22 protein-coding genes and 3 tRNA genes are annotated in these 19,574 nt (G+C 39.5%); 11 read left to right on the top strand and 14 right to left on the bottom strand.

The window, feature by feature from the left end:
- Together ACE5CV_RS15490 and ACE5CV_RS15495 are read left to right on the top strand one after the other, a co-directional pair.
- Positions 1–985 (top strand): hypothetical protein (locus ACE5CV_RS15490; RefSeq protein WP_374951102.1); only part of this gene is annotated, 985 nt, incomplete at its 5' end.
- 66 nt (positions 986–1,051) lie between these two features.
- Positions 1,052–2,044 carry a hypothetical protein gene (locus ACE5CV_RS15495; protein WP_374951103.1) on the top strand — a complete coding sequence of 331 codons (993 nt, stop codon included), beginning with the start codon at positions 1,052–1,054 and terminating at the stop codon, positions 2,042–2,044.
- Positions 2,045–2,071: 27 nt separating this feature from the next.
- Here the strand turns inward: ACE5CV_RS15495 and ACE5CV_RS15500 are convergent, their stop codons facing one another.
- Entirely contained in the window at positions 2,072–3,994 is a 1,923-nt protein-coding gene (locus ACE5CV_RS15500; RefSeq protein WP_374951104.1) for a hypothetical protein, read from the bottom strand.
- Between the two features lie 128 nt (positions 3,995–4,122).
- Between ACE5CV_RS15500 and ACE5CV_RS15505 the strand changes: the two genes are divergently transcribed.
- Positions 4,123–4,353 carry a hypothetical protein gene (locus tag ACE5CV_RS15505; RefSeq protein WP_374951105.1) on the top strand — a complete coding sequence of 77 codons (231 nt, stop codon included), beginning with the start codon at positions 4,123–4,125 and terminating at the stop codon, positions 4,351–4,353.
- 8 nt (positions 4,354–4,361) lie between these two features.
- Positions 4,362–4,733, top strand: coding sequence for a hypothetical protein (locus tag ACE5CV_RS15510; protein ID WP_374951106.1), 372 nt, complete (start codon positions 4,362–4,364; stop codon positions 4,731–4,733).
- A 13-nt stretch (positions 4,734–4,746) separates the two neighbouring features.
- Here ACE5CV_RS15510 and ACE5CV_RS15515 read toward each other — a convergent pair whose 3' ends face one another.
- Positions 4,747–5,511 carry a hypothetical protein gene (locus ACE5CV_RS15515; protein WP_374951107.1) on the bottom strand — a complete coding sequence of 255 codons (765 nt, stop codon included), beginning with the start codon at positions 5,509–5,511 and terminating at the stop codon, positions 4,747–4,749.
- A 73-nt stretch (positions 5,512–5,584) separates the two neighbouring features.
- On the opposite strand from ACE5CV_RS15515, the gene ACE5CV_RS15520 reads away from it, so the two are divergent.
- A complete protein-coding gene (locus tag ACE5CV_RS15520; RefSeq protein ID WP_374951108.1) occupies positions 5,585–5,863 on the top strand; it encodes a hypothetical protein in 279 nt (92 codons plus the stop codon).
- Here the strand turns inward: ACE5CV_RS15520 and ACE5CV_RS15525 are convergent.
- Positions 5,860–7,815 carry a DUF262 domain-containing protein gene (locus ACE5CV_RS15525; protein ID WP_374951109.1) on the bottom strand — a complete coding sequence of 652 codons (1,956 nt, stop codon included), beginning with the start codon at positions 7,813–7,815 and terminating at the stop codon, positions 5,860–5,862. The genes ACE5CV_RS15520 and ACE5CV_RS15525 overlap by 4 nt on opposite strands.
- Positions 7,805–9,226: a DUF262 domain-containing protein gene (locus ACE5CV_RS15530; protein ID WP_374951110.1), complete on the bottom strand. Its 1,422-nt coding sequence runs from the start codon at positions 9,224–9,226 to the stop codon at positions 7,805–7,807. Before ACE5CV_RS15530 ends, ACE5CV_RS15525 begins: the two co-directional genes overlap by 11 nt.
- Positions 9,227–9,460: 234 nt before the next feature.
- On the opposite strand from ACE5CV_RS15530, the gene ACE5CV_RS15535 reads away from it, so the two are divergent.
- The 4 genes from ACE5CV_RS15535 (at position 9,461) to ACE5CV_RS15550 (ending at position 13,446) form a co-directional block, all read left to right on the top strand.
- Positions 9,461–10,885, top strand: a complete 1,425-nt coding sequence (locus ACE5CV_RS15535; protein ID WP_374951111.1) for a hypothetical protein — start codon at positions 9,461–9,463, stop codon at positions 10,883–10,885.
- A 43-nt stretch (positions 10,886–10,928) separates the two neighbouring features.
- Complete coding sequence (locus ACE5CV_RS15540) at positions 10,929–11,825, top strand: hypothetical protein (protein WP_374951112.1); 897 nt, start codon at positions 10,929–10,931, stop codon at positions 11,823–11,825.
- 96 nt (positions 11,826–11,921) lie between these two features.
- On the top strand, positions 11,922–13,298 hold the full coding sequence (locus ACE5CV_RS15545; RefSeq protein ID WP_374951113.1) for an AbiV family abortive infection protein: 1,377 nt from the start codon (positions 11,922–11,924) through the stop codon (positions 13,296–13,298).
- On the top strand, positions 13,285–13,446 hold the full coding sequence (locus ACE5CV_RS15550; protein WP_374951114.1) for a hypothetical protein: 162 nt from the start codon (positions 13,285–13,287) through the stop codon (positions 13,444–13,446). Before ACE5CV_RS15545 ends, ACE5CV_RS15550 begins: the two co-directional genes overlap by 14 nt.
- Positions 13,447–13,671: 225 nt before the next feature.
- Here the strand turns inward: ACE5CV_RS15550 and ACE5CV_RS15555 are convergent, their stop codons facing one another.
- The 5 genes from ACE5CV_RS15555 to ACE5CV_RS15575 all read right to left on the bottom strand — a co-directional run bounded on the left by ACE5CV_RS15555 (position 13,672) and on the right by ACE5CV_RS15575 (position 17,459).
- Positions 13,672–14,202, bottom strand: coding sequence for an ORF6N domain-containing protein (locus tag ACE5CV_RS15555; RefSeq protein WP_374951115.1), 531 nt, complete (start codon positions 14,200–14,202; stop codon positions 13,672–13,674).
- A 61-nt stretch (positions 14,203–14,263) separates the two neighbouring features.
- Positions 14,264–15,508, bottom strand: coding sequence for a site-specific integrase (locus tag ACE5CV_RS15560; RefSeq protein ID WP_374951116.1), 1,245 nt, complete (start codon positions 15,506–15,508; stop codon positions 14,264–14,266).
- 300 nt (positions 15,509–15,808) lie between these two features.
- Positions 15,809–15,881: transfer RNA gene (locus tag ACE5CV_RS15565), tRNA-Lys, on the bottom strand.
- 130 nt (positions 15,882–16,011) lie between these two features.
- Positions 16,012–17,028 (bottom strand): WD40/YVTN/BNR-like repeat-containing protein, encoded by a 1,017-nt coding sequence (locus tag ACE5CV_RS15570; RefSeq protein ID WP_374951117.1) that lies wholly within the window; start codon positions 17,026–17,028, stop codon positions 16,012–16,014.
- Positions 17,028–17,459 carry a DUF2147 domain-containing protein gene (locus tag ACE5CV_RS15575; RefSeq protein WP_374951133.1) on the bottom strand — a complete coding sequence of 144 codons (432 nt, stop codon included), beginning with the start codon at positions 17,457–17,459 and terminating at the stop codon, positions 17,028–17,030. Before ACE5CV_RS15575 ends, ACE5CV_RS15570 begins: the two co-directional genes overlap by 1 nt.
- Positions 17,460–17,578: 119 nt before the next feature.
- On the opposite strand from ACE5CV_RS15575, the gene ACE5CV_RS15580 reads away from it, so the two are divergent.
- Together ACE5CV_RS15580 and ACE5CV_RS15585 are read left to right on the top strand one after the other, a co-directional pair.
- Positions 17,579–17,662, top strand: a tRNA-Leu gene (locus tag ACE5CV_RS15580).
- A 78-nt stretch (positions 17,663–17,740) separates the two neighbouring features.
- A tRNA-Leu gene (locus tag ACE5CV_RS15585) sits at positions 17,741–17,824 on the top strand.
- A 13-nt stretch (positions 17,825–17,837) separates the two neighbouring features.
- Here the strand turns inward: ACE5CV_RS15585 and ACE5CV_RS15590 are convergent.
- From ACE5CV_RS15590 to ACE5CV_RS15610, 5 genes are read right to left on the bottom strand one after another with little or no spacing between them, the layout of a single operon-like run.
- Positions 17,838–18,290, bottom strand: a complete 453-nt coding sequence (locus ACE5CV_RS15590; RefSeq protein ID WP_374951118.1) for a hypothetical protein — start codon at positions 18,288–18,290, stop codon at positions 17,838–17,840.
- Positions 18,280–18,534, bottom strand: a complete 255-nt coding sequence (locus tag ACE5CV_RS15595; RefSeq protein WP_374951119.1) for a hypothetical protein — start codon at positions 18,532–18,534, stop codon at positions 18,280–18,282. The genes ACE5CV_RS15590 and ACE5CV_RS15595 overlap by 11 nt, the downstream gene beginning before the upstream one ends.
- A complete protein-coding gene (locus tag ACE5CV_RS15600) occupies positions 18,521–19,003 on the bottom strand; it encodes a lysozyme (RefSeq protein ID WP_374951120.1) in 483 nt (160 codons plus the stop codon). The genes ACE5CV_RS15595 and ACE5CV_RS15600 overlap by 14 nt, the downstream gene beginning before the upstream one ends.
- The gene (locus tag ACE5CV_RS15605) at positions 18,990–19,229 is read right to left on the bottom strand and encodes a hypothetical protein (RefSeq protein ID WP_374951121.1); all 240 of its coding nucleotides are present in this window, start codon (positions 19,227–19,229) and stop codon (positions 18,990–18,992) included. The genes ACE5CV_RS15600 and ACE5CV_RS15605 overlap by 14 nt, the downstream gene beginning before the upstream one ends.
- A complete protein-coding gene (locus tag ACE5CV_RS15610) occupies positions 19,230–19,565 on the bottom strand; it encodes a hypothetical protein (protein ID WP_374951122.1) in 336 nt (111 codons plus the stop codon).
- Between the last annotated feature and the right edge of the window lie 9 nt (positions 19,566–19,574).

The following is a 19,574-nucleotide window of genomic DNA, read 5'->3' on the forward strand; positions in this document are numbered from 1 at the left end:
AAGTTTTTTTAAAACCCATCCATTTAGAGCGAAATCAAGTTACAGAGGGGCTGGAATGTTAAAGTTTAGGGTCAACAATGTTCCCTATAAACTATTTGATTATGAATTGAGCGGAAACCGCTATCTTATTGTTGATGCAGAAAGCAAGCTTTTAAAAAAGGAATTTTACCGCGTAATTTCAAATTTGATCATTGCCTATGCTTTTATTACAGGCTTTTATATCCGTGGCAGGGCTTTTACTTTTTATTCTCTTAAATCGGATTTTACGAATATCAACTGCTTTGACTATGTAAAGCCGGACGCAGGAACTAAAGTGGGCATCACCGTTTTGGCACCACGACATATCAAAGATTATCAACCTGATTTTGCTGATAACCCATATTTAGAGCCTGAAATATTGAGTAACATGGTGGAACGTTCCTTGACCAATGTCGGTATATCCAGGGCTTTAGAAATATTAGCAGAAAGCCTTGATTATCCGGAATCGGTCAGAGGGGCTGTCTACTCCGTTGTTTTAGAAACTTTGAAAGATCAGATCCTAACTAAGGAGAGTGAAAAATTTAACCCTATAAAGGACAAAGCGACAACACAATTAATCAGGGATGCTTTCAATAAAATAATTAATGAATTACCGGATGCTGCCTTTAACGATAAAGCATCGATTCTGAAGAAAATCACGCAAATCAACCAGGTAGGCAATCTTGATGGTTTCTACAAGATATTCGAAGACAGGGGCATCATCTTAAACGAACATGACCGGGAGACGATCAAGCACCGGAATAATTTCCTGCATGGCCGGCTTCCGGAGGATAGCTTAAAAACTCAGCGAAAGGAATACCTGCCCGGCGTGATTTTAAAAATGCATTTCCTTTTATCTGTGTTGATCCTGACCGATGCTGGTTATGATGGCTATTATTTTAACTATTACAGGTTCAGGCTAAAGGACGATTCTTCTGAACCATTATACCGTAAAATGAATGAATAAACCAGTCGGTTTTACGTTCGCGCATTATTTATATTTTCCATATGCAACCTATTCAATTTTCACATTATGAAATACTTTACCGAACCGAACGGGCTTTTTATCATACAAATCCCAACTGATTGGCAATACATGAACATAGCTGCAGGCTATAAAGAAGAATCGCCATTTAGTTTTGAGCTTTACCACGGAAGAGTTGGGGCTTTTCAGATTAGCTGTTATTCCAATAAGGATAAACCGGTTAAACCCCATCATAAAATACAAAAGGCCGATACCAGGAACCTGGAATTTATGGAATTTCGCATGGACGATGAAAAATTCAATGTACATATCTGGGGGGCTTCGGTTGAAGATCACATGCTCCTGGCAAAGTATATTTATGATGCGAATAAGGCTGAAACGCCGAAAATAAAACGGGAGTTAAACAAGGTTAAAGAGGCCCTCAGCAAACTGGAGTTTATTAGTGAACCCAAACGCCCGCTTGCATTGGAAATGGATAAATACGATAAGTTTATGGCTTCCTTAATGGCCTCCTTTGATTTAAAAAACGAGGCCATTAAATCAAAATCTCTGATCGAGTTATTGATTATTTCCGCAAACCAGATCGACGCGTATTTACGGATGGCTTTGGTATTATCCAGACAACTGGAAGGAAAATCAGAGCGTATCGATGTTAAATTGCTTTTTCAGGGGGAAAATGATGCACCCGTAATGGAGAGAAAAATATACCAGCAGGCTAAAGATCGGGCCATAATTGATACTGACACCTTTGATAAACTTGAATTGTTGTACAAGGAAAGGAATAAAGTTGTGCACCGTTACATTATTACGGATTTTAAAACAAGAGATTTGTATCAAATCGTATATGACTACGAACAGGTTAGCGAAATCGTCAGGCTGGCATTAAGGGATATCGAAACCAAACAATTCAATGATGGTATAGGTGTTTATGGAAATTGCGACCCTCATCAACATCCCTCAACCCGTGATCTTCAGGTAATGTATTCCCGAATAAATGATAAACATTTAATAAAGAAACGAAACAGGGCCATTAAGGAATAACAAATTAATGGCGGCCCGTAGATGTTATTAACTACCATGAAAAGCCGGGCTTCTCTCTATAATGTCTTTCAGCAGTTCTGCCAGGTTATGCTCGGCAACATTTCGTAGTTCTTTCTTTTCACCATTGTGTTTACAGAGTTCATCAAATAAAGCACTGATGAATATGTATTCCAGACGTTCCCTGATAGGGTTCTCGTACCTTTTTTTCAGGAAACGGGTAAACCTTGGTATCTCAGATGCGGGCATTGTTTTGAAATGCGCGTAAAAGGCCTTGAAGTCCCAATGGGAAAATATCGGCACTTCAGGTAACTCAGACGCCTTAAAGTAAAATTGGTCCGGCGTATCCCTGAATTCAATAAACAGGTCAGCTCTATTCTTTTCTACTTCGATCAGCCGGTTGCTGTTATTGACCTCGTTAACCACTTTGAACAATTCAAGAAAAAGATTTTTGTTCTTACGTTGTTCGTTGGGCTCAAATTTATTCTTTAGGTCATCATCATAAACGAATTTCTTCGCATTATTCCTGATTCCCTCGATCAGTTCGGTGGCCACTGTCTGCATATCATAAACCTTGACATCGGGAAACCTTTGCAGGTAAAACAATATGGGGATGTACCGTTCTAAAGGATATTTTCCTTCAACGCCATACGCAAGCAGCTTATCGGAAAGGTTAATATATTCTTCGGCCGTCAGGTTATAAACTTGGGGATCGGAAAGCATCTGGTACACTTCATCCTGCGAGGATGGGATAAAAATCCGGTCATCAAAGTTTCTTTTTAAATCCGCTAATAACGGTTTAAGTTCAAATGCATCACCGCCAGTGATGTAGTTAAAAACTGGTCGGTAAAACTCATAGTCATTGTTAAAGTAAACCGTAATAAATTCCTCCATGAACGATTCCCTAAGCTTTCTGTCGGAATTGTTATTGGTTACTTCACTAGGATCACGCAGGTCTTTTTTGATCGACCTTTTGGACATGATCAGGTTCAGCGCCTTCATATCGTCAATCCCTTTGGGATTTTGATAGCTCAGCTTGCCTCTTTTAAATTCAATCGTGATAGCGACCGAAAAGGTTAATACGGCATCAAGCTTTCGGAACCCGAGTTTTTGGTGCTCACTTTTTTCCAGTTTGAGGCCATTGTACAGCTCTCCAAAAATGGTGTAGAAATGCTCCAGGAAATAGATCAGGGTACGCAGGCTTTTGGTTTCGCTAAGGTTAAACCAATGCAGGATATCCTCCTTTGATGCTAAAAGATATTTATAATAGGCATTGGCGTTATCTTTATACCGGGCAGCAATGATCAGATCATAATTGTCGGTCATTTCTGTCGCATATTCTATAACCGTACCTATGGTTTTTTCCTTAACGGCGGTGTAATTGTTATTATCCTTAAACTGGTCATCATCACCGATAATGATAATTTTGTTGTTATCGTGTTCGACCAGGGAATTTACAAACCCGATAATTTCGCCCACTTCCAGCGTTGAGGATATCCGGTCAAGGTCATCAAAGATCAATACGAAATCCTTAGTTTCAAGCGTGTTTTTCGCGATCAGCGAGAAGTCTTTTTTATATAGGTCTATATCTCCGGCGCGGTTGTAATTCAACATACCGCGCGAGATCAGCTTGGCGACTGAAAGGCCGATCCTTACTCTTTTGTTTTTCAACAAGGGCATCAGCTCCAAAGCAAGGGAAGTGTATACCTCGTCTATGCTTTTAAAACCGTAAAGGGATATATAAACCGGGATATATTTTTTACTCTGGTCATATTTTACAAGGATCTTTTTGATCAGCGGCAGCACATTGGCTTTTACAAAGAATGTTTTGCCGATACCTCTCGGCCCGTTCATCAGTAAAGCATAACTGGTATCCATTTCAAGATAGTTCCTGAATACCTTTTCCATACGCTGGTTTTGTCCTAACTGATCTTGGGTTTGTGTTTCTTCCATAAATAAGTTTAAAGATAGCAATTCCTCTTTCGTAAATGATTAGGGATGATTTATAACGTTGATAGCTCCCGATTACGTAACTTTTATCAGTTTTCCTTTAATTAAATTTGCAGCCTTATTCAAATTTTATGTTTCAGGTTACCCTTCAGGAAATAGATGCCCTTTGTACTAAGTTTAGTGCGCCCACGTTAAGCCAATACATAAAAGATAGTGGCAATTTATACGCTATCGCCTCATTTGATCAGGATTATAACCTAAACCTGATGGATGGTGAAAGTGATCCTAAGCTGTTAAATTTCATGGCTAAAAATTACTGCCCGGTACCACTGCGGGTTACGCCCAGCAGCCCAAAATCTTAAAAAAACCGGTGGAGGTTTTTGTGTTCCATGAGAAATTATTGAAATCGAAGGATGCTTTGCTGCGGGAGATCTTGATCCTACACGAATTTTGCCACTTGCTCGACCAGCGGGGTTATTTTAAAAAACTAAAATTGAAGCTAAATGATAAAGAGCAGGCTGTTGGGCAGGCTTTGAGTGAGCGGGCCAACTACATCAACGAAACGTCCGGTGGATGGGGCGATGATACCGCCCATAACGCGAATTTCGGCGGCATCCTTGCGCACTACCTGATACAATATGATCCTGATAAATGGCACCGCCTGTTGGATAAAGCGATGTATTATAACTTCCTGATGAGGCGTTCAGGGGTTTACCTGAAAGCCTACAAATCAGTGAAGTAAAAATCTGGATATTTTATTTATCAATCAGCGCCGAGCCGATGATATTATTGGGGTCGAAATTAGGCAGCTTATCTTTGATCGCCACCTTTAGTGCGGATTCAAACCAGGGCATGGCAAAAGGCGATACGTAAATTTTATCGATCAGTTCTTCTGTATTGATCTTGAATTCTGCGCCAACTTTGTAATTGGGGACACGCTCCTGAACGCCATCAGCATTGGGTTTTACCGTTACCTCATGCAGGATCAGTGCCCGGTACTCTTTCTCATAAGCATAGGGTTTACGCTTATTGGTAGCCACCGTATATTGATTGATATTATTCCAGGGAATTGGTTCATAGGATACCACACCGGAATAAACATGTTCAAAATCCGGATTGGCATCTAATTGTTCTCTTAACTTACCCACTGTCGTTTGGATAGCTACACCTTCATTGTATCCGCGCAGGTAGATCTTCCACATCGCATAGTTTTCTATCGTGTCCATATTCCAGGAGTTCGATAAAATTGATGGTTTAAAGGATTCGATATTGGCCATCTCTTTTTTTATCCACTGGTCTGCTTCCACTTTGGTGGTGTACGGGAAGCTTAAACGATGCGAGTGATAGTCAATGACGGTTTCCGGTGGAAGCTGGCCCTCCAGCTGGTCTGTATATTGATCCAACCTTTTAAAGAAAAGTTTTTGGTTTACTAAAAGGGCGTAGAAGGAGGAAAAATCCATGTAGCGCCAAATGGTGGTATGATCATCAGCAGTGATCATGTCTTTGTTGTATTTTAACATAAGTGTTAAATTGAGATATTGAATGGGTTATTGTTTATTTTTGAGTGCCTGAGCGGCATTAATGCATTATTTTATGGATGATAAAAAGATACACCTGATCGGCCGGATCGACCAGATCGTTCGTGATTTCTTTAGCGCTAACCCTGGTGTGGATAGTGTCCTGGCTAAAAACCTGATGCCGCTTTTCATCGAAAAAGACATCTTTAAAAAGGATAACCGCGCAGGAAAACCCATCCGGGATATCCTCCGCGAGTTGGATGCCGAAAAGGCGCTGCCGCTTTTACGCCATTGTACGGTGATTAGGAAAGCCAAAAACAGGAACTGGTATTTTGAGCGCATAGCCATGAATTAAATGGACATCGTTAAATATTGCTCCAGCAGATCGATCATTTCCCGTCGGTGCGCGATACACATGTCGTCGTTCCATCTCCCGCTCCGGTACATGATATCCAGCTTCAGCGATTCCAGTTTGCCTTCCTGTTTTTTGTTTAGGAATTGCTTGCGTTTCACGTTAAATTCCTTGTTGCCAAATTCCGAATTGATGCTGCGCGTGACCAGGGCCAGGTTACCGAAAGTATCAAGGTATTCCTCTGTGACAAACTGAAAATCCTGCGAAAGGCGTGTTTGCGGAGAAACGTGCTCTACCGAATTTTTGGCTGTCAGGCGGAAATTGCTCCAGTCCGAATGTTCCTGGCGTTTCAGGAACCACAATACGTATTCCAGCTTGTAAAACCAGTAATGGGCAAACCCGGTACCATTCGTACCCATCAGCAGATCTCGGTGAAAACCGATGACCGGCAAATCAATTGGCCTGTCCATCAGCTTCCAGGTCCTTATACCGGAATCTTCATCCTTTCGCCCGGTGCTGTACAAATAGTTATCCAGCTTGCGCAGGTATTGGTAATGTGTGCCCTGGTTATTGGTTTTGAGCATTTCCATCAGTAACGGCGTGAGCCAGTAATGCGTGGTAATTTGCTGGGTGTGGTACAGCATGCTTTGCAGCAGCGCAAACCCTTCGTTGGAAGCAGTTTTCTCGCGTAGCAGAAAATGGGTTTTGCTGTTATAATCTCGATTTTTGCGTTTTAAATGCTTGATCAGGTGAACTTCTTCATTGGGTTTTAAGGTTACCCATTTGATGATGTGGTTATCAAAGCACATCCTGACTTCAAAAAGCAGCCATAGAAATGCCTTTACATCCCGTTCGTTCATCTCTTTCAGTACCTGTTCAAAACTTAGCAGCAGCTCTTTTTCATTAATCCTTTTGATGTCTTCCTTGTTTCGCTGTTTGAGATATATCCGCAGGGTGTGTTGCAGTAATTGCGGAAAAGATAAAATGCTCCGTACCGGTTCATACTGGTCATCGGCTGATTCCGGGTGTTCTTCAAATTCATCTGATCGTCCCGTATCGGCATCTTTCACTTTGTAGTTATCCATGATATCCGACAACCGCTGCGGTTTTACCGAAATAACCTGTCCGCCCAGCATTTCTAAGATGGTATCCAGGTCAAATTTGCCGCTCCATTCGGTGTAATGTTTGGCAACGGATTGTCCGGCTTCCGCCCGCAGCGTCCGCTCCAGGTATTCATTCATATCGGAACAAGCATCCCATAGTTTGCCATAGCTGATGCGCAGTTTTTTGTTAGAACGGATCTTTTCCAGCAGGTAAGCTTTTAATATCTCATGGTGCTGCAACTGCATGCCCCGGTTATTGATCACCTCGAAAAGTTTATTCAAATGCGGAGTATCCGGTACAGTCGTTACTAGCATCTTAACATTTTTGATAATGAAGTTCCTGAATTTGGATTTGCGGCGGTCGTCTTTAGCAAAATATTTCCCAACAAAGGTTTTAATCAGTGTTTGGGCCTCAACGATCCTGGCCAGGCTGCCATCGTCATTAGGTTCATCCATTTCATGAGCAAGAACTTCGCCGTTCAGGCAGGCATCAAAATAGGCTTTTACTTTCTTGCGGATGGCAAAGGTCAGCCGGGATTGATGACGATGCGTGGCGAAATCCCGCAGATCGCCGCCAAGGATGAGGCTGATTAGCCACAAGGTGGTAAACCGTTGCTGCCCGTCGATCAGGTCGTATTTATGTTCCGGCACAGACTTTTGGACAATCAGTACACCACCCAGGTAAAACAGGTTCTTGTCATCATTGCAGGCCTGCAAAATATCGGTCAGCAGGATGTTTACCTGCTCATGGTTCCAAACGTATAGGCGCTGGTAACGCGGTATATTATAAATGGCCGGGGACTTCATAATATCTCCCACAGCCAGTAAACAGGAATCGACACTATTTTTCATTCAGCCATTGTTTGCGGTTTGTAAAATCAGATTTGTTCTTTTCAAAATAGGTGTAAACCCGTTTGCGGTATTTCCCCTGTACATTATCATCCTTCAGCTTTTTACTGTTCTTATAGATGGTGTCTTTCTCGGGAATGGATTTAATAAAATCAAACACCTCTTTCGGCGAATAGGCATAGGCGATCATATCCAACAGGTTATGCTCCGGTTTTTTTAGGATCAGCTGTGCCGATTCTTTCTTGACTAGCTTTTGGCCGATACGGATGCTGCCCAGTAAATAATCCAGATGATAGGCAAACTTGATAATTTCTTGATGCTCAAACACATCAAAATAAATCATCACCGCCAGCCGGAACAGGTCGCGCAGGTAAACCGACATATCGGCATTGTAAACGTCGTTGTAGAATTTATTCAATTCCCGGAGTTCATGCCGGCGTGGTATGTTGCTTTCAAATAACAGCGCGTGCAGGCTCGTGTACTTTTGGGTATAATGAAAAAATTGTATGCCTTTATAGATAGGCTGACGGAGGTTGAACGGAAAGAACTGGGGATCAGCGGTGGATTCCATATTGGGGATATCTTTGAAATCCCCAGCATCGGCATAACGCCGCTTCACCGCCTGCCGGTTGTAAATGTTCGAGTATAGCGGGTAGGCGTTCTTTTCTTCGGGTTCCTCTGTTTGTGCCTGGAACACCGAAAGAATCAGTTCTTTGTTTTCAGGGACGATGTTTTTACTGCGCCAGGCCCTTGCACGGTACAGGTAGCGGTAAAATAAATTGTTTAAAAAATCTCCGTCCTTCCATTTGGTGCCGGCTTTCTCCCAAAGTACCGCACAGCTATCCTGCAACTGCTCCGAGGTGATCTCCCTTAAATGGTAAGCTTTTAAAAAGTCCGTGGCCTCCAGTGTTACGCCACGGTTGTTCTGCGTATCGAAGAACTGGAAGGAATCATCTTGTGCAAAAGTGATCACCTGGGTAAATTCCAGCTTGCTTAAAAAGTTTCGAAGCGTTAGCTCAGTCAGCAGCGCCTTTTCTTTTCGCGCGTAATCCGTAGTTTCCTTAATGGCCCTGAAAGAAAGGTGCGACCGGAAATCGATGTTCATCGCCTCGGGAAGTTCTTTCTCCATGACCCGTTTCATAATGAGCAGTGTGGTGATCCTTTGCTGACCGTCGATGATCTCGTAGGCGTTCCGTTCCGCATCGTAATAAAACAATACGGTGCCTAAATAATAAGGCGAGTCAGAACGTTTGGTAATAAAAAATTCCTTCAGGTCGTTGAGCAGCTCGGCGGTTTTCGTTTTGCCCCATTCATAGGGGCGCTGATATTCCGGAATGATGACTTTTTCCTTGTTTTTAAAAATGCCGTCAAGTCCGGTGACGTTTACTTTAATTTCTTTGGCCGAAGCACTCATGTATATTACAGTTTAGGAATAATAAATTGTGATATGTTGAAAATACAATTTAAAAGCCATCCAAACCAAGTTTAATAGCAGCAAAGAATGGAGTGGATTCTGATGATTCGGATTTGCGCGAAGCTGACCGTGATAATCAATACCTAACGTTATTGTTTGTATTTTTATTCTAGACTTGAAAGTTCACCTGTTGAAAAAGTAATGACACAACCTATTTAATAACTAATCATCGTTATGCTTGAACCAGATATTTCGGCAATAAATCTTATTAAACTCCTCGAAAAAGGAGACCATTTGTATAAGCTGATTACCACTCAAAAGGATTTTGCTGTTGATTGTAATTTTAAAATTGCACCTGATGATAATTTTAATCTGACATTTACGCTTGAACCGACTGATCAAAAAAAGGGTGTAGACCTCGAATACTTTTTTACAAGGCCTTTTGTCTTAGCTACGAACGGAATGGCGATTCAAGTAACTAATAGCAAAGTTATCGGTGGAAAGCGTGGACTTAATGAAGTTACTCCTTGTAAATATGAGATAGAAGTAAAGTCATTTAGGGGCGATGCTGACGACTCTTTATGGAAGCAATCCTCCCAAAAAGCATATATCAAGTATAAAAAGGGACAATTCAACCCTTATTCATCGGGAGTAATATTTGATTATACTACTCGCGGCAGAGACGACGGATTTTATAACGCAATTGCTTTCGCAATTGACAAAAACGAATTTTTGTTTTATCACGAGGACATTGATAATGACTACGGCTATATCATCATTAATCCTAAAAAGGAAATTGATTTCGACAAATTGCGGTCGGTAGTTAATACTGTTATTACGGCTTATGGGTTTTTAAATGGTAATTATATTATGGATGCCGTTTATTATATTGGTGTTAAAGAAGTTAAGGGTAAAAGAATACCAATCTATTATTATGAAAATTTCAATGCGTCAATCCTTTCAAATAAGGCAATCTTAGATTCTGGCAATTATCCTGATATTCCGAGAGAGCAAAGATTGCTCACAAGCAAGCAATTCGACAAGCTGATAAACTTATTATTCCATAACGAGGATTATTTACGTTCTGCATACTTACTGATAGAAGCGGCTACCTTAACAGGTTGTTCGCAAGCATCATTAGGTGCGGTCGCGTTAGAGACGATCACCAGAAACATCCAAGAATCAAATAAACCCGGTGGTATGATTGAGGATAAAGAGATCAAACGAGGATTGATTTATAAATTACAAAAAGTTATCAAAGGCTATTCCGACACGTTGGATAAGGATCAAATTAGAATATTTTCCAATAAAATTGATTCGATAAACAACAAACCGAATGCTGACAAATTAAGTTCAGCCTTCGATCAGTTATCAATAAAATTAAAAAAGGAAGAGCAAGATTGCATAAATAGTCGAAACCGTTTTCTGCATGGAAACCTCCCTCAAAATAAGGACACAAATCTAAGTGACACGGAATTACTTAATATTTTAGCAAATCGACTTGGTATGCTGAGCTCAATGCTGTTACTCAAATTAGCCGGTTATAATGGTTATGTTATAGACCGAGGGATGACTGAAGTAATTAAATGGAGAATGATTATGAACGGGGAAAAAGTTAATGGCGGTAATTACCTGAGAGCCATCAACGAACCGAAATAATATTAACTTTAGGAATTATTCCCCCAATATTAATTTCTATTTAATGCACGAAATTTTAGCTGAGCTTAAGCACCTAAGTAATGATCTCGAAAACGTTCCTTATGAAAAGATTTATGATCTTATTAGAGCAATACCAGATAAGTGTGTGCCGACAGCAATTATACATAAGGGATGGTATATTGATCGGGTGAGAATTAATGATCCTGCTGAGGTTTACTTCAATAAGTATGATGATGTTTCACACCATAGGAATCCGGATCTTTTTCATTTAATTGGTCGTGGAAGATGCAACGATATTGGCCAGTCTATTTTTTATGGATCGGTGGTGTCGCCGGAGATTAAGATTCCAAGACTTGTCGCGTATTTAGAAACCTCAAGAATCCAAAGAGATTTAGAAAAGTTTCCAAACGAACAAAGGAATCTAAATCTTCAGGAGACCTTTACAATGAGTCGGTGGCGTATTCAGGAAGATATTGAAGTTGTTGAAATGATTTTAAGTGAGGAGGCCCTAAAGGTCAGCCAGTATGCAAAAGATGCGTTGAAAAATCAATTAAAAAACTTTGGGGAAAATAAACTTAAGGACTATTTCATAGAGCAGCTAAAATTCTTTAGTGACGAGTTTGCAAGAAATGATATTGAGAAAGATGAGAATGGAAGCTATCAAACCTATAAATACAAAATAAGTGCAGCTTATTTAAATTACATATTAGAAAAAACACCGTTTCAGGGGGTTACCTATCCGAGTGTCTCAACTCGTTATTCGGGTCAGAATGTAGCACTAATCCCATCAGCTGTAGAGAAATATTTAAAGCTTGAATCTGCTGGAATGTTCAGATTTGACAGAATCAATGGTGAAAATATTCCAATTGACTGCTTTAAAATCGCGACTGATTTAGGGCCTGATCAAAAGGCGTTTGTTTGGGAAGACTATAAATCCTAAATTTTTAAATTATTAAAATTAAATCTTCAAGTACGCAAATAGGTTGCGTAGTGTAGATTGTCCTTTGTATAAATAAACATTAAGTTTATGATTAATATGAAGGATATCAAGGATTTTATAATTTTTCGGAAACTTTGCCTACTTAATGCAGAAGCTGCGTTAACGGCGGCTGAAACACTTCGGAACAAAAAAGCAAACCATATATCTTACCATTTATGCACACTCGCACTGGAAGAGATCGGAAAAGTTTTTATCGCGTGGTTTAATTATAACAGATCTCAGGATGATGAAAATGAAGACGGGCCTTTGGCTTTAGATGATCATACAAAAAAAATCTTTTGGGCATTCTGGTGGGAAACTTTTGGAAAGGAAATTCCTACTCAACAGCAGATTGATAGCAATAGAAAACTGGCATCAAACATCCATTTAAGAAGACTGCAATCGCTTTACACAGAAACAACTGATACGATTCCTGCCTCAGATAAAATTTCAGATGAAGAATTAGATAATATTGTTGAGCTGGTAAAGGCGCGTCTTGAGTTGGCAAAAGCTGATGACTTTGAAGAACGTGAAGAATCTGAGGAAATGAAAAAATTTATGGTTCTTACCAATGATCCGGATAAGCGGCGTTTCATTTTTGGTGAGGAAGCTCAAAACAAACTGATAGATTCAGGTGATGTAAAAACCTGGGTAAATTGGCTGATTGCAAAATTTGATGCCGAACAAATTGAGCTGGATACCCTGCTAAAAAGCGAACTTGAACGCCCTATTGAATTTCTTGAAAAAGATGAAGTACCTAAATGGCGTATTAAAATTAAAATTGGTTGTCCACTTCATGCGATTAGACCCAACATCTTGAATGAGCACAACAAAACATCTCCTATGTTCCAGCTCTTTAAAGGTGGCGACAAGCATACACTAATTGTTGATGTTATATTAAGTAAAAACACTTCTGCGCCAATGCTGTGGCATTACGGTTACATCGTTAGTAGAATGTATGTTGGTGCATTAAACATCGCTGCTGGCGGAGTTTTTTGGTGGCATGCAAGCGTTGACCTCGATAAATATTATGAATCTATTAGAGATTTGGAATCCAAAAAAAATGTTGGTGCGACTTTAATAACCAAACTACATTGGCCAGAAAGCAATTTCGCACTCACTATGGAGCATTTACAGTTGACTAAAATTGTAAATAGCTACATGGTGAAATGTTACAATAAGCCGGCATTTGAGCCTTTTTTACCATATCTGCATGTTTTAGCATTAATGTCTAAAAATGATGTCCATTTAAGGTTTGAAAAAGACATGTTCATGATTCTGTTCAGCACTTTTAAAACAGTAATCACTACAAATGAAACTATATCTAAAGATTCTAACTATCGGGAACATGGCTATTTTCAGATAAGCGGGATGTATAAAAACAGAGATTACTACTTTCAAATATTAGAGGGAAACAATAATGACTTCACCTAACTCCTTAAAAGGGCCAATTACTCTTACTGAGGTTCTTGCTATGAAACAATACCTCAGCATTTATTTATTAACTCTTGCCGTAAGAGATTTTAACGCTGATTCAAGTTTGCGTTTAACCAATTTGGCTGATGATGAAACAATTGACTAAAGAAGACCAAATATAAGATTCATAGGTTGGTTTTTTAATGGCTATGATCACTGTTGAGGCAATTGTTAATCCCTTGTGGCAAATCAGTTCATTTGCAACAATAGATAACTATTTATTATCAGTGCATACAGGAGACGAAAAAAACTCTCATCAATGATGAGAGTTTTAAAAATATTACGAAAAAAAGTAACAATAATCGGTTAAGCCTTTAAATAGTTTTTAAGATCACAAATCATCTGACTTAAATCCGATTCTTTTTCGTGGTTTAGGGTTGTTTTTGACCTCAATAAGCTCATCAAGATAGCGAAACACAATTTCCATGTTTTTATCTTGGTTGTCTAATTTTCCCTTTATTTTTTCTACTTCTAGCCGAAGTTCAGTATTATCAATAAACATTTGGCGTATTCTTATGAAAATCCTCATGATTTGAATATTTACAGCTATTGCTCGGTCGCTATTCAAAATTCCTGAAAGCATTGCTACCCCTTGTTCAGTAAATGCATAAGGCAAACTTCTGCGACCACCCCAACTTGAAGTCACAATTTGTGATTTCAAGTTTAACCATTCCTGTTCGGTAAGTTGGAACATAAAGTCAGATGGAAACCGTTTTATATTCCTCGCTACGGCTTGATTTAAAACTCCAGTGGCCACCTGATATAGCTCAGCAAGTTCTTTATCTAACATTACTTTTTGATCTCTTATGTAATAGATTTGATTCATTACAATCTCATCAGGGATTACAAGTGTTTTTTCCATGATATTAATTTTATAATTTATAAATATCTTGATATCACAAATTGTGATATCAAGACGAATACTATGATACTTTTAATAACCCTTGTTCACAAAAAATCTTACTTTCTAACGCTTTCATGTTGTTGCTGATTTTACGCTTAGTTATCTTAGCATAAATTTGGGTTGAGCGTAAGTCTTTGTGGCCTAATAATTTTCCTACAGTTTCTATAGGCACATCATTTTCAAGAAGTACCGTCGTTGCAAAAGTGTGCCTTGCGGTGTGGGTTGTGAGTTCTTTTTTAATTTCGCAAATTATTGCTACTTCTTTGATATAGGCATTATATCGAACGTTGCTATTAACGGGAAGTAATTTATTTTCATTTACGCAATAAGAATGATTTTTATACTTTTCAATAATTGCCAGGGCAATAGGTAATAATGGAACTGTTTCTTCGACGCCAGTTTTCTGTCGATCTTTCGTAATCCACAATTTACCATCCAGCCCTTTGAAAATATTTGCCGGTTCAAGGTTGTAAACAGTTTCATAAGCATAGCCTGTAAAGCAACAAAAGACATACACATCCCGCACCTCTGCTAAACGTTCTACTGAGATTTCCTTTTCATACATTCCAACTAACTCGTGCATTTCAAGCGTTTCTCTATCAGGATCTTTATAGGTGCATTTGAAGCCCGATATAGTATTATGCTTAATCCAGCCCTCATCAATTGCACGATCTATTATCTGCTTTAAAGTTTTGACATATTTCATAGCGGTATTATCTCCAACATTTTCCATTGTTAGGTAATGAAAGAAATTAACCGCAAAAGCCATTTCAATATCTTCTAAAGCTATATCACCGAGTTTAAGTTTTTTCTTCAGGAAATCCTGTGCTTTATCTTTTAATCGCTCATAGCGCGCCAATGTGCCCTTACTGCCTTTATTTTTATTTACCCGCTCGGCAAATTCTTCGTTGTGAAGTTTGAATGCCTGCATTAGGGTTTTTTGTAAAATTTGCTTTGGCATATAGGCTTCCTTTATCATTGCGGCCTTTATCTTTTTGTTAACACCCGCCAATTGGTTGTAGTGTCGTTCAAGGTCGGCCTTTGTTTTAGTGATGTAGCTATTTATCATTTTTCCATCAGGACATCCACTTAATGCTGTTCCCGTTTCCTCATCCCAAAAATCAGGATGAATTTTTTTTCCTGAAGAAAAATTATCTCGATCTCCTTTCACCGTGACGCGGACGTAGATAGGGACTAATCCTTCTTTTGTTGCCTTTTCTCTTTTAAGCCAAAATAAAATAGACAGATCTTCATTTACTTTCATGTGTTTTTAGTTTTAATGTGTACCCATGTTTTTTAAACTGAAAATCAAACTGATACAAGCGTACAGTGCAATTCGGTACTCCTAAATTCGGTATAAGCAATGGAGTACCGAATAGGGTACCGATTACTTTGAATTAGATTGAACTAACTTGTACTGAAATTTTTAAGAAAAGCGGAGTAAAGTAATTGTGAAAAGTTGGTTTAGGGTTCAAAAACCGCCTTTAAACAAAAAAAGAGCCTCTTTTTCAAGAGACTCTTACTTCAAAAACGGATGCGAACCCTGGTATTCTGTTCGCTTCTGTGATCCCGCTGGGATTCGAACCCAGGACCCCAACATTAAAAGTGTTATGCTCTACCAGCTGAGCTACGGAATCAACTTTTTACTTTTTCGATACTGCTATCGTTTCCGTTTAAAGTGGTGCAAATATAGGATTATTAGGCATTCCCTGCAAACCTAATTAAAATTAATTTACAGGCGTAAAATAACGGCTTCATTGTCAACTACTAAAGTTTACAAATCCCAATTTTACCATCATCCCCAGCCAATAAAACAAGATTTCCATGCCTGGCTTTTCGACAAACGTTAAAGCTAGTGATATTTATTAGCCTCCAGGTTTTACCGCCATCGGTAGTAAGGTTGCTACCCGGCGTACCGGTAGAAAGAAACGTATCGTTGTTTATGTATTCTACACATGACTGATAACCCGCCGGGCTGCTGGCCGGTAAACCGGCGTTTCGCGGGCGACTGCTGAGAACGGAGTAGCAGGCGTTCGAATCGCGCTTAGCATTTATTGAATAGTCGCCACCAACCATGATCATAGTTTTTTTGCCAACAGCGATAGAAAACATTCCCTGGCTATCTTTACCATGAGTAATGGGCATCGATGTTCTTTGCCATTGAAAGTTGGTATTATTGCTTACAATCAGACTGGCCTCACTGCCGCCCGTTACGATATAAAATTTATTACCGGCTGCCCTTAGGCAGGTGCCGCTTGCTGCAAATGCTGCCTGGCCGGGTGTAGCCTTAGGTTGGTTTTGTAGCTTCTGCCAGCTGTTTCCACCATTGTTCGTTTCCAACAATAAATATTTACCATCGATAGGATCGCCTAAAGCCAAGCCATGATTGCTGCTGTCAAAATCCAGCGCATCTAAAAAGTAGGCCTTGTCATCACTGCGAAATTTAATTTCCCAGTTGGCGCCCCCATCGGTTGTTTTTAAGATCAGTGCCGGTGTACCAGAACTCATCACTATTGCTTCTTTGTCAGAAAAAGCTTCGATATCTCTAAAGTCAGAATTTTCAAATCCTTTAACGGCTGGCCACGACCAGTTTTTACCCCCGTCATGTGTAATGCCAATTAACCCCTTACTACCACTTATCCAGGCGACTTTGTTATTGAGTACTGATAGGCCACGTATACTGGTTGCCTTACCTGTATTAATCACATCAATTGTTTGTGCTTTTAAACAAACGGACAATGTTGTAAAGCAAATCAATATTAAAAACCGTAAATATTTAATCATTACTTTATCCTGGTAAAGTTTTCTGTTCGGCCCAATATCGAAACGCCTATATACCCTCTGACTTTTAACACATCGCCTTTAAGGGTCATCTTACAGCTATAAGTTTTGCCGTTTTTAGGATCATAAATGGTCCCGTTTTCATAAACGTTATCGCCATCATAAACAAAATCTTTTAATACTTCCAGGTTAAGTTTTGGCCGGGTCTTTAATGCAGGGTCGGGGTTAAATTTATCTAATTTGGGTTTGCCATCTTCGTCTGGAACTTTCAACCAAATTAATTTTCCAAAATACTTACTTCCTTTTTTAAAGATCTGTATTTGGCCTTCCCCGCTGGGATTTAACCATTTGCCTAAAATTGCATCAGCGCTTTGTGCTGATGCCGAAAACGAACACGCGGCTATGATAAGGAAAGCCAACAAAGATTTTTTCATCATGTTTATAAAATTGGTATCTCTAAGTTACCCTTTACAGTGGGTTTTACAAAACAGCATCTAATTTTCATTTATTTTAATTTGCGTGCGATAAAAAATTATATTTGCAGCCTCATAAAGCCCGGATGGCGAAATTGGTAAACGTTGCGGTCTCAGAAGCCGTTGAGAATTGTCTCTTGAGAGTTCGAGTCTCTCTTCGGGCACATCCATCAATGAGAGTCTTAAGTTAAAGCAGATGCTTACGGCACACTTTACACTTAAGACTTTCCATTTATATGAGGGCCCAGGTGGCGAAATTGGTAGACGCACCATCTTGAGGGGGTGGCATTCGTAAGGATGTGGCGGTTCGAATCCGCTCCTGGGCACAATCTTTCAAACTTATTTTTTAGCTTTAAATTGCTGTTGGTAGTACCACTCCACAAGATAGATCCCATCGCTCCAGGATAATTTTCCATCGCTTGCTATTTCACTTACCATTACTGCAATAGTATGAAGAAAAGCGTTCTTAATATTATTATCCAGCGTTTGCAAGTTTAAAACAGCTATTTTTAAAGCTTGTTGAGGGGTTGTCGCTACAATGCTATTATCAATCAGTTTCAGGCTCGTAACTATTTTTGGCAGAGCAGTTCTTAACAAATCTTTAAGCCTGTCATCTGTTTGGCCGGGAATTATGGCTGTACAAATATCCGCCATAGGAGAATCGACAAACAATTTGATATTCTCTGTTATTACTACGCCTAAATATACAGCCGATTTTACAGAGGCCGGGAAGTTGCCAAACAACAACTTAATGTTAGTCCATAATTTAACAACGAAGTTTTTAATGCTCATTTTTTTTATTTTTAATTTGATCTACCTCTCGCTGTAACAGCGCAACTTGTCCTTCGATTATTTTTAGCCTAATTTCATTTACGCGGTTTTGTGCATCCTGAGTAAGCTTTACATCCCTTATATCACCCTTTAATTCGAAATACGTGGTCATAACCGACATTACAATACTTGCTGTACTGATAATGGTCACCATAATATTCTTGATTGTAATACCTTTAAGTTCTTTATGTTCAAACGTTGTCATAGTGAATCGATTTTAAAAAAAGTGAACGCTCTTGCAGCCTTCGGTTGGATAGCGTTTTGCTAACCACTTTCTGCTCAGACCGTGGGTCGGTGACTTTATTCCAGGCCAATAACTGATCCGCTGCACCTTGATAATCGGATTGGTTTAGCTTATGCAACAAAGTTGATTTTTGCAACGCACCTGTGCCAACATTATAAGCAAACGATACCAGCGCGTTAAATTGATTTTGATTCAGGGGTACTTTCACTTGTTGATTTACCGCATCAACATACCAATTTAATGTAGCATCAAGTAAGCGGTCGGCCTCCTTTATTGATATTAGGCGGTCGCCGCTTTTAATGGGTTGGCCATCAGAATGACGGGTAGATCCGTATCCAATAGTCCAGATACCGGCAATATCCTGATAAGCTTTTAAGCGTAATCCTTCAAAGTTTTTGATAAAGGTTAAGCCGGATTCAGTGAGTTTCATGATCAACTTGGTCATTTGTTTCATATTGTTTAACCGCAAATTGAGCAACTGCGGCCATTGTGGCGCCGATAGAAGCTATGATGCCAGTCAGGTAGGTTGGCAGCAATTTAATTTCTGCGAGTGACAATGATAATATCACAAGGCTGCTACCAAATAATTGCGCCTTTTTAAAAAAAGTGGGCGTATCGTTTATGATACGTTCCCACAAAGTATATTGTTTCTCCATCTATTTTTTGATCGGCTGGATGGATTTTAAACTATCGGTGACGTATTGCCTGCGATATTGATTTGAAATATTCCCGGTCAGGGCAGCGAAGTATGCCTGTGTATCATCAAGTTTATCCATAGGCAACTTGATCGCCTTTAGCAAAGGTATTACACCCGCCTGTGACGATTGAAGCAATGTGCTGATTTGATTCGAAGTGAGCGCTATGTTATAAAGCTTGTTTGGGTCTGGCTGATAACCGGCTGCTTTCGAAGAGTCTTTTTTCGATTGAGGGGTTTGCGAAAATGAATTTACGCCAAGTAGTGCACATAAAATTAATAATGCTGTTTTTTTCATGATGATAAT

The sequence above is a fragment of the Mucilaginibacter sp. genome (assembly GCF_964263795.1).
Lineage (GTDB): Bacteria > Bacteroidota > Bacteroidia > Sphingobacteriales > Sphingobacteriaceae > Mucilaginibacter.

Bases quoted from the DNA above. Each gene is read 5' to 3' on its own strand.
- ACE5CV_RS15495 (WP_374951103.1), top strand. From the start codon at position 1,052: ATGAAATACTTTACCGAACCGAACGGGCTTTTTATCATACAAATCCCA.
- ACE5CV_RS15500 (WP_374951104.1), bottom strand. From the start codon at position 3,994: ATGGAAGAAACACAAACCCAAGATCAGTTAGGACAAAACCAGCGTATG.
- ACE5CV_RS15505 (WP_374951105.1), top strand. From the start codon at position 4,123: ATGTTTCAGGTTACCCTTCAGGAAATAGATGCCCTTTGTACTAAGTTT.
- ACE5CV_RS15515 (WP_374951107.1), bottom strand. From the start codon at position 5,511: ATGTTAAAATACAACAAAGACATGATCACTGCTGATGATCATACCACC.
- ACE5CV_RS15520 (WP_374951108.1), top strand. From the start codon at position 5,585: ATGGATGATAAAAAGATACACCTGATCGGCCGGATCGACCAGATCGTT.
- ACE5CV_RS15525 (WP_374951109.1), bottom strand. From the start codon at position 7,815: ATGAAAAATAGTGTCGATTCCTGTTTACTGGCTGTGGGAGATATTATG.
- ACE5CV_RS15530 (WP_374951110.1), bottom strand. From the start codon at position 9,226: ATGAGTGCTTCGGCCAAAGAAATTAAAGTAAACGTCACCGGACTTGAC.
- ACE5CV_RS15535 (WP_374951111.1), top strand. From the start codon at position 9,461: ATGCTTGAACCAGATATTTCGGCAATAAATCTTATTAAACTCCTCGAA.
- ACE5CV_RS15540 (WP_374951112.1), top strand. From the start codon at position 10,929: ATGCACGAAATTTTAGCTGAGCTTAAGCACCTAAGTAATGATCTCGAA.
- ACE5CV_RS15545 (WP_374951113.1), top strand. From the start codon at position 11,922: ATGAAGGATATCAAGGATTTTATAATTTTTCGGAAACTTTGCCTACTT.
- ACE5CV_RS15550 (WP_374951114.1), top strand. From the start codon at position 13,285: ATGACTTCACCTAACTCCTTAAAAGGGCCAATTACTCTTACTGAGGTT.
- ACE5CV_RS15555 (WP_374951115.1), bottom strand. From the start codon at position 14,202: ATGGAAAAAACACTTGTAATCCCTGATGAGATTGTAATGAATCAAATC.
- ACE5CV_RS15560 (WP_374951116.1), bottom strand. From the start codon at position 15,508: ATGAAAGTAAATGAAGATCTGTCTATTTTATTTTGGCTTAAAAGAGAA.
- ACE5CV_RS15570 (WP_374951117.1), bottom strand. From the start codon at position 17,028: ATGATTAAATATTTACGGTTTTTAATATTGATTTGCTTTACAACATTG.
- ACE5CV_RS15575 (WP_374951133.1), bottom strand. From the start codon at position 17,459: ATGAAAAAATCTTTGTTGGCTTTCCTTATCATAGCCGCGTGTTCGTTT.
- ACE5CV_RS15590 (WP_374951118.1), bottom strand. From the start codon at position 18,290: ATGAGCATTAAAAACTTCGTTGTTAAATTATGGACTAACATTAAGTTG.
- ACE5CV_RS15595 (WP_374951119.1), bottom strand. From the start codon at position 18,534: ATGACAACGTTTGAACATAAAGAACTTAAAGGTATTACAATCAAGAAT.
- ACE5CV_RS15600 (WP_374951120.1), bottom strand. From the start codon at position 19,003: ATGAAACTCACTGAATCCGGCTTAACCTTTATCAAAAACTTTGAAGGA.
- ACE5CV_RS15605 (WP_374951121.1), bottom strand. From the start codon at position 19,229: ATGGAGAAACAATATACTTTGTGGGAACGTATCATAAACGATACGCCC.
- ACE5CV_RS15610 (WP_374951122.1), bottom strand. From the start codon at position 19,565: ATGAAAAAAACAGCATTATTAATTTTATGTGCACTACTTGGCGTAAAT.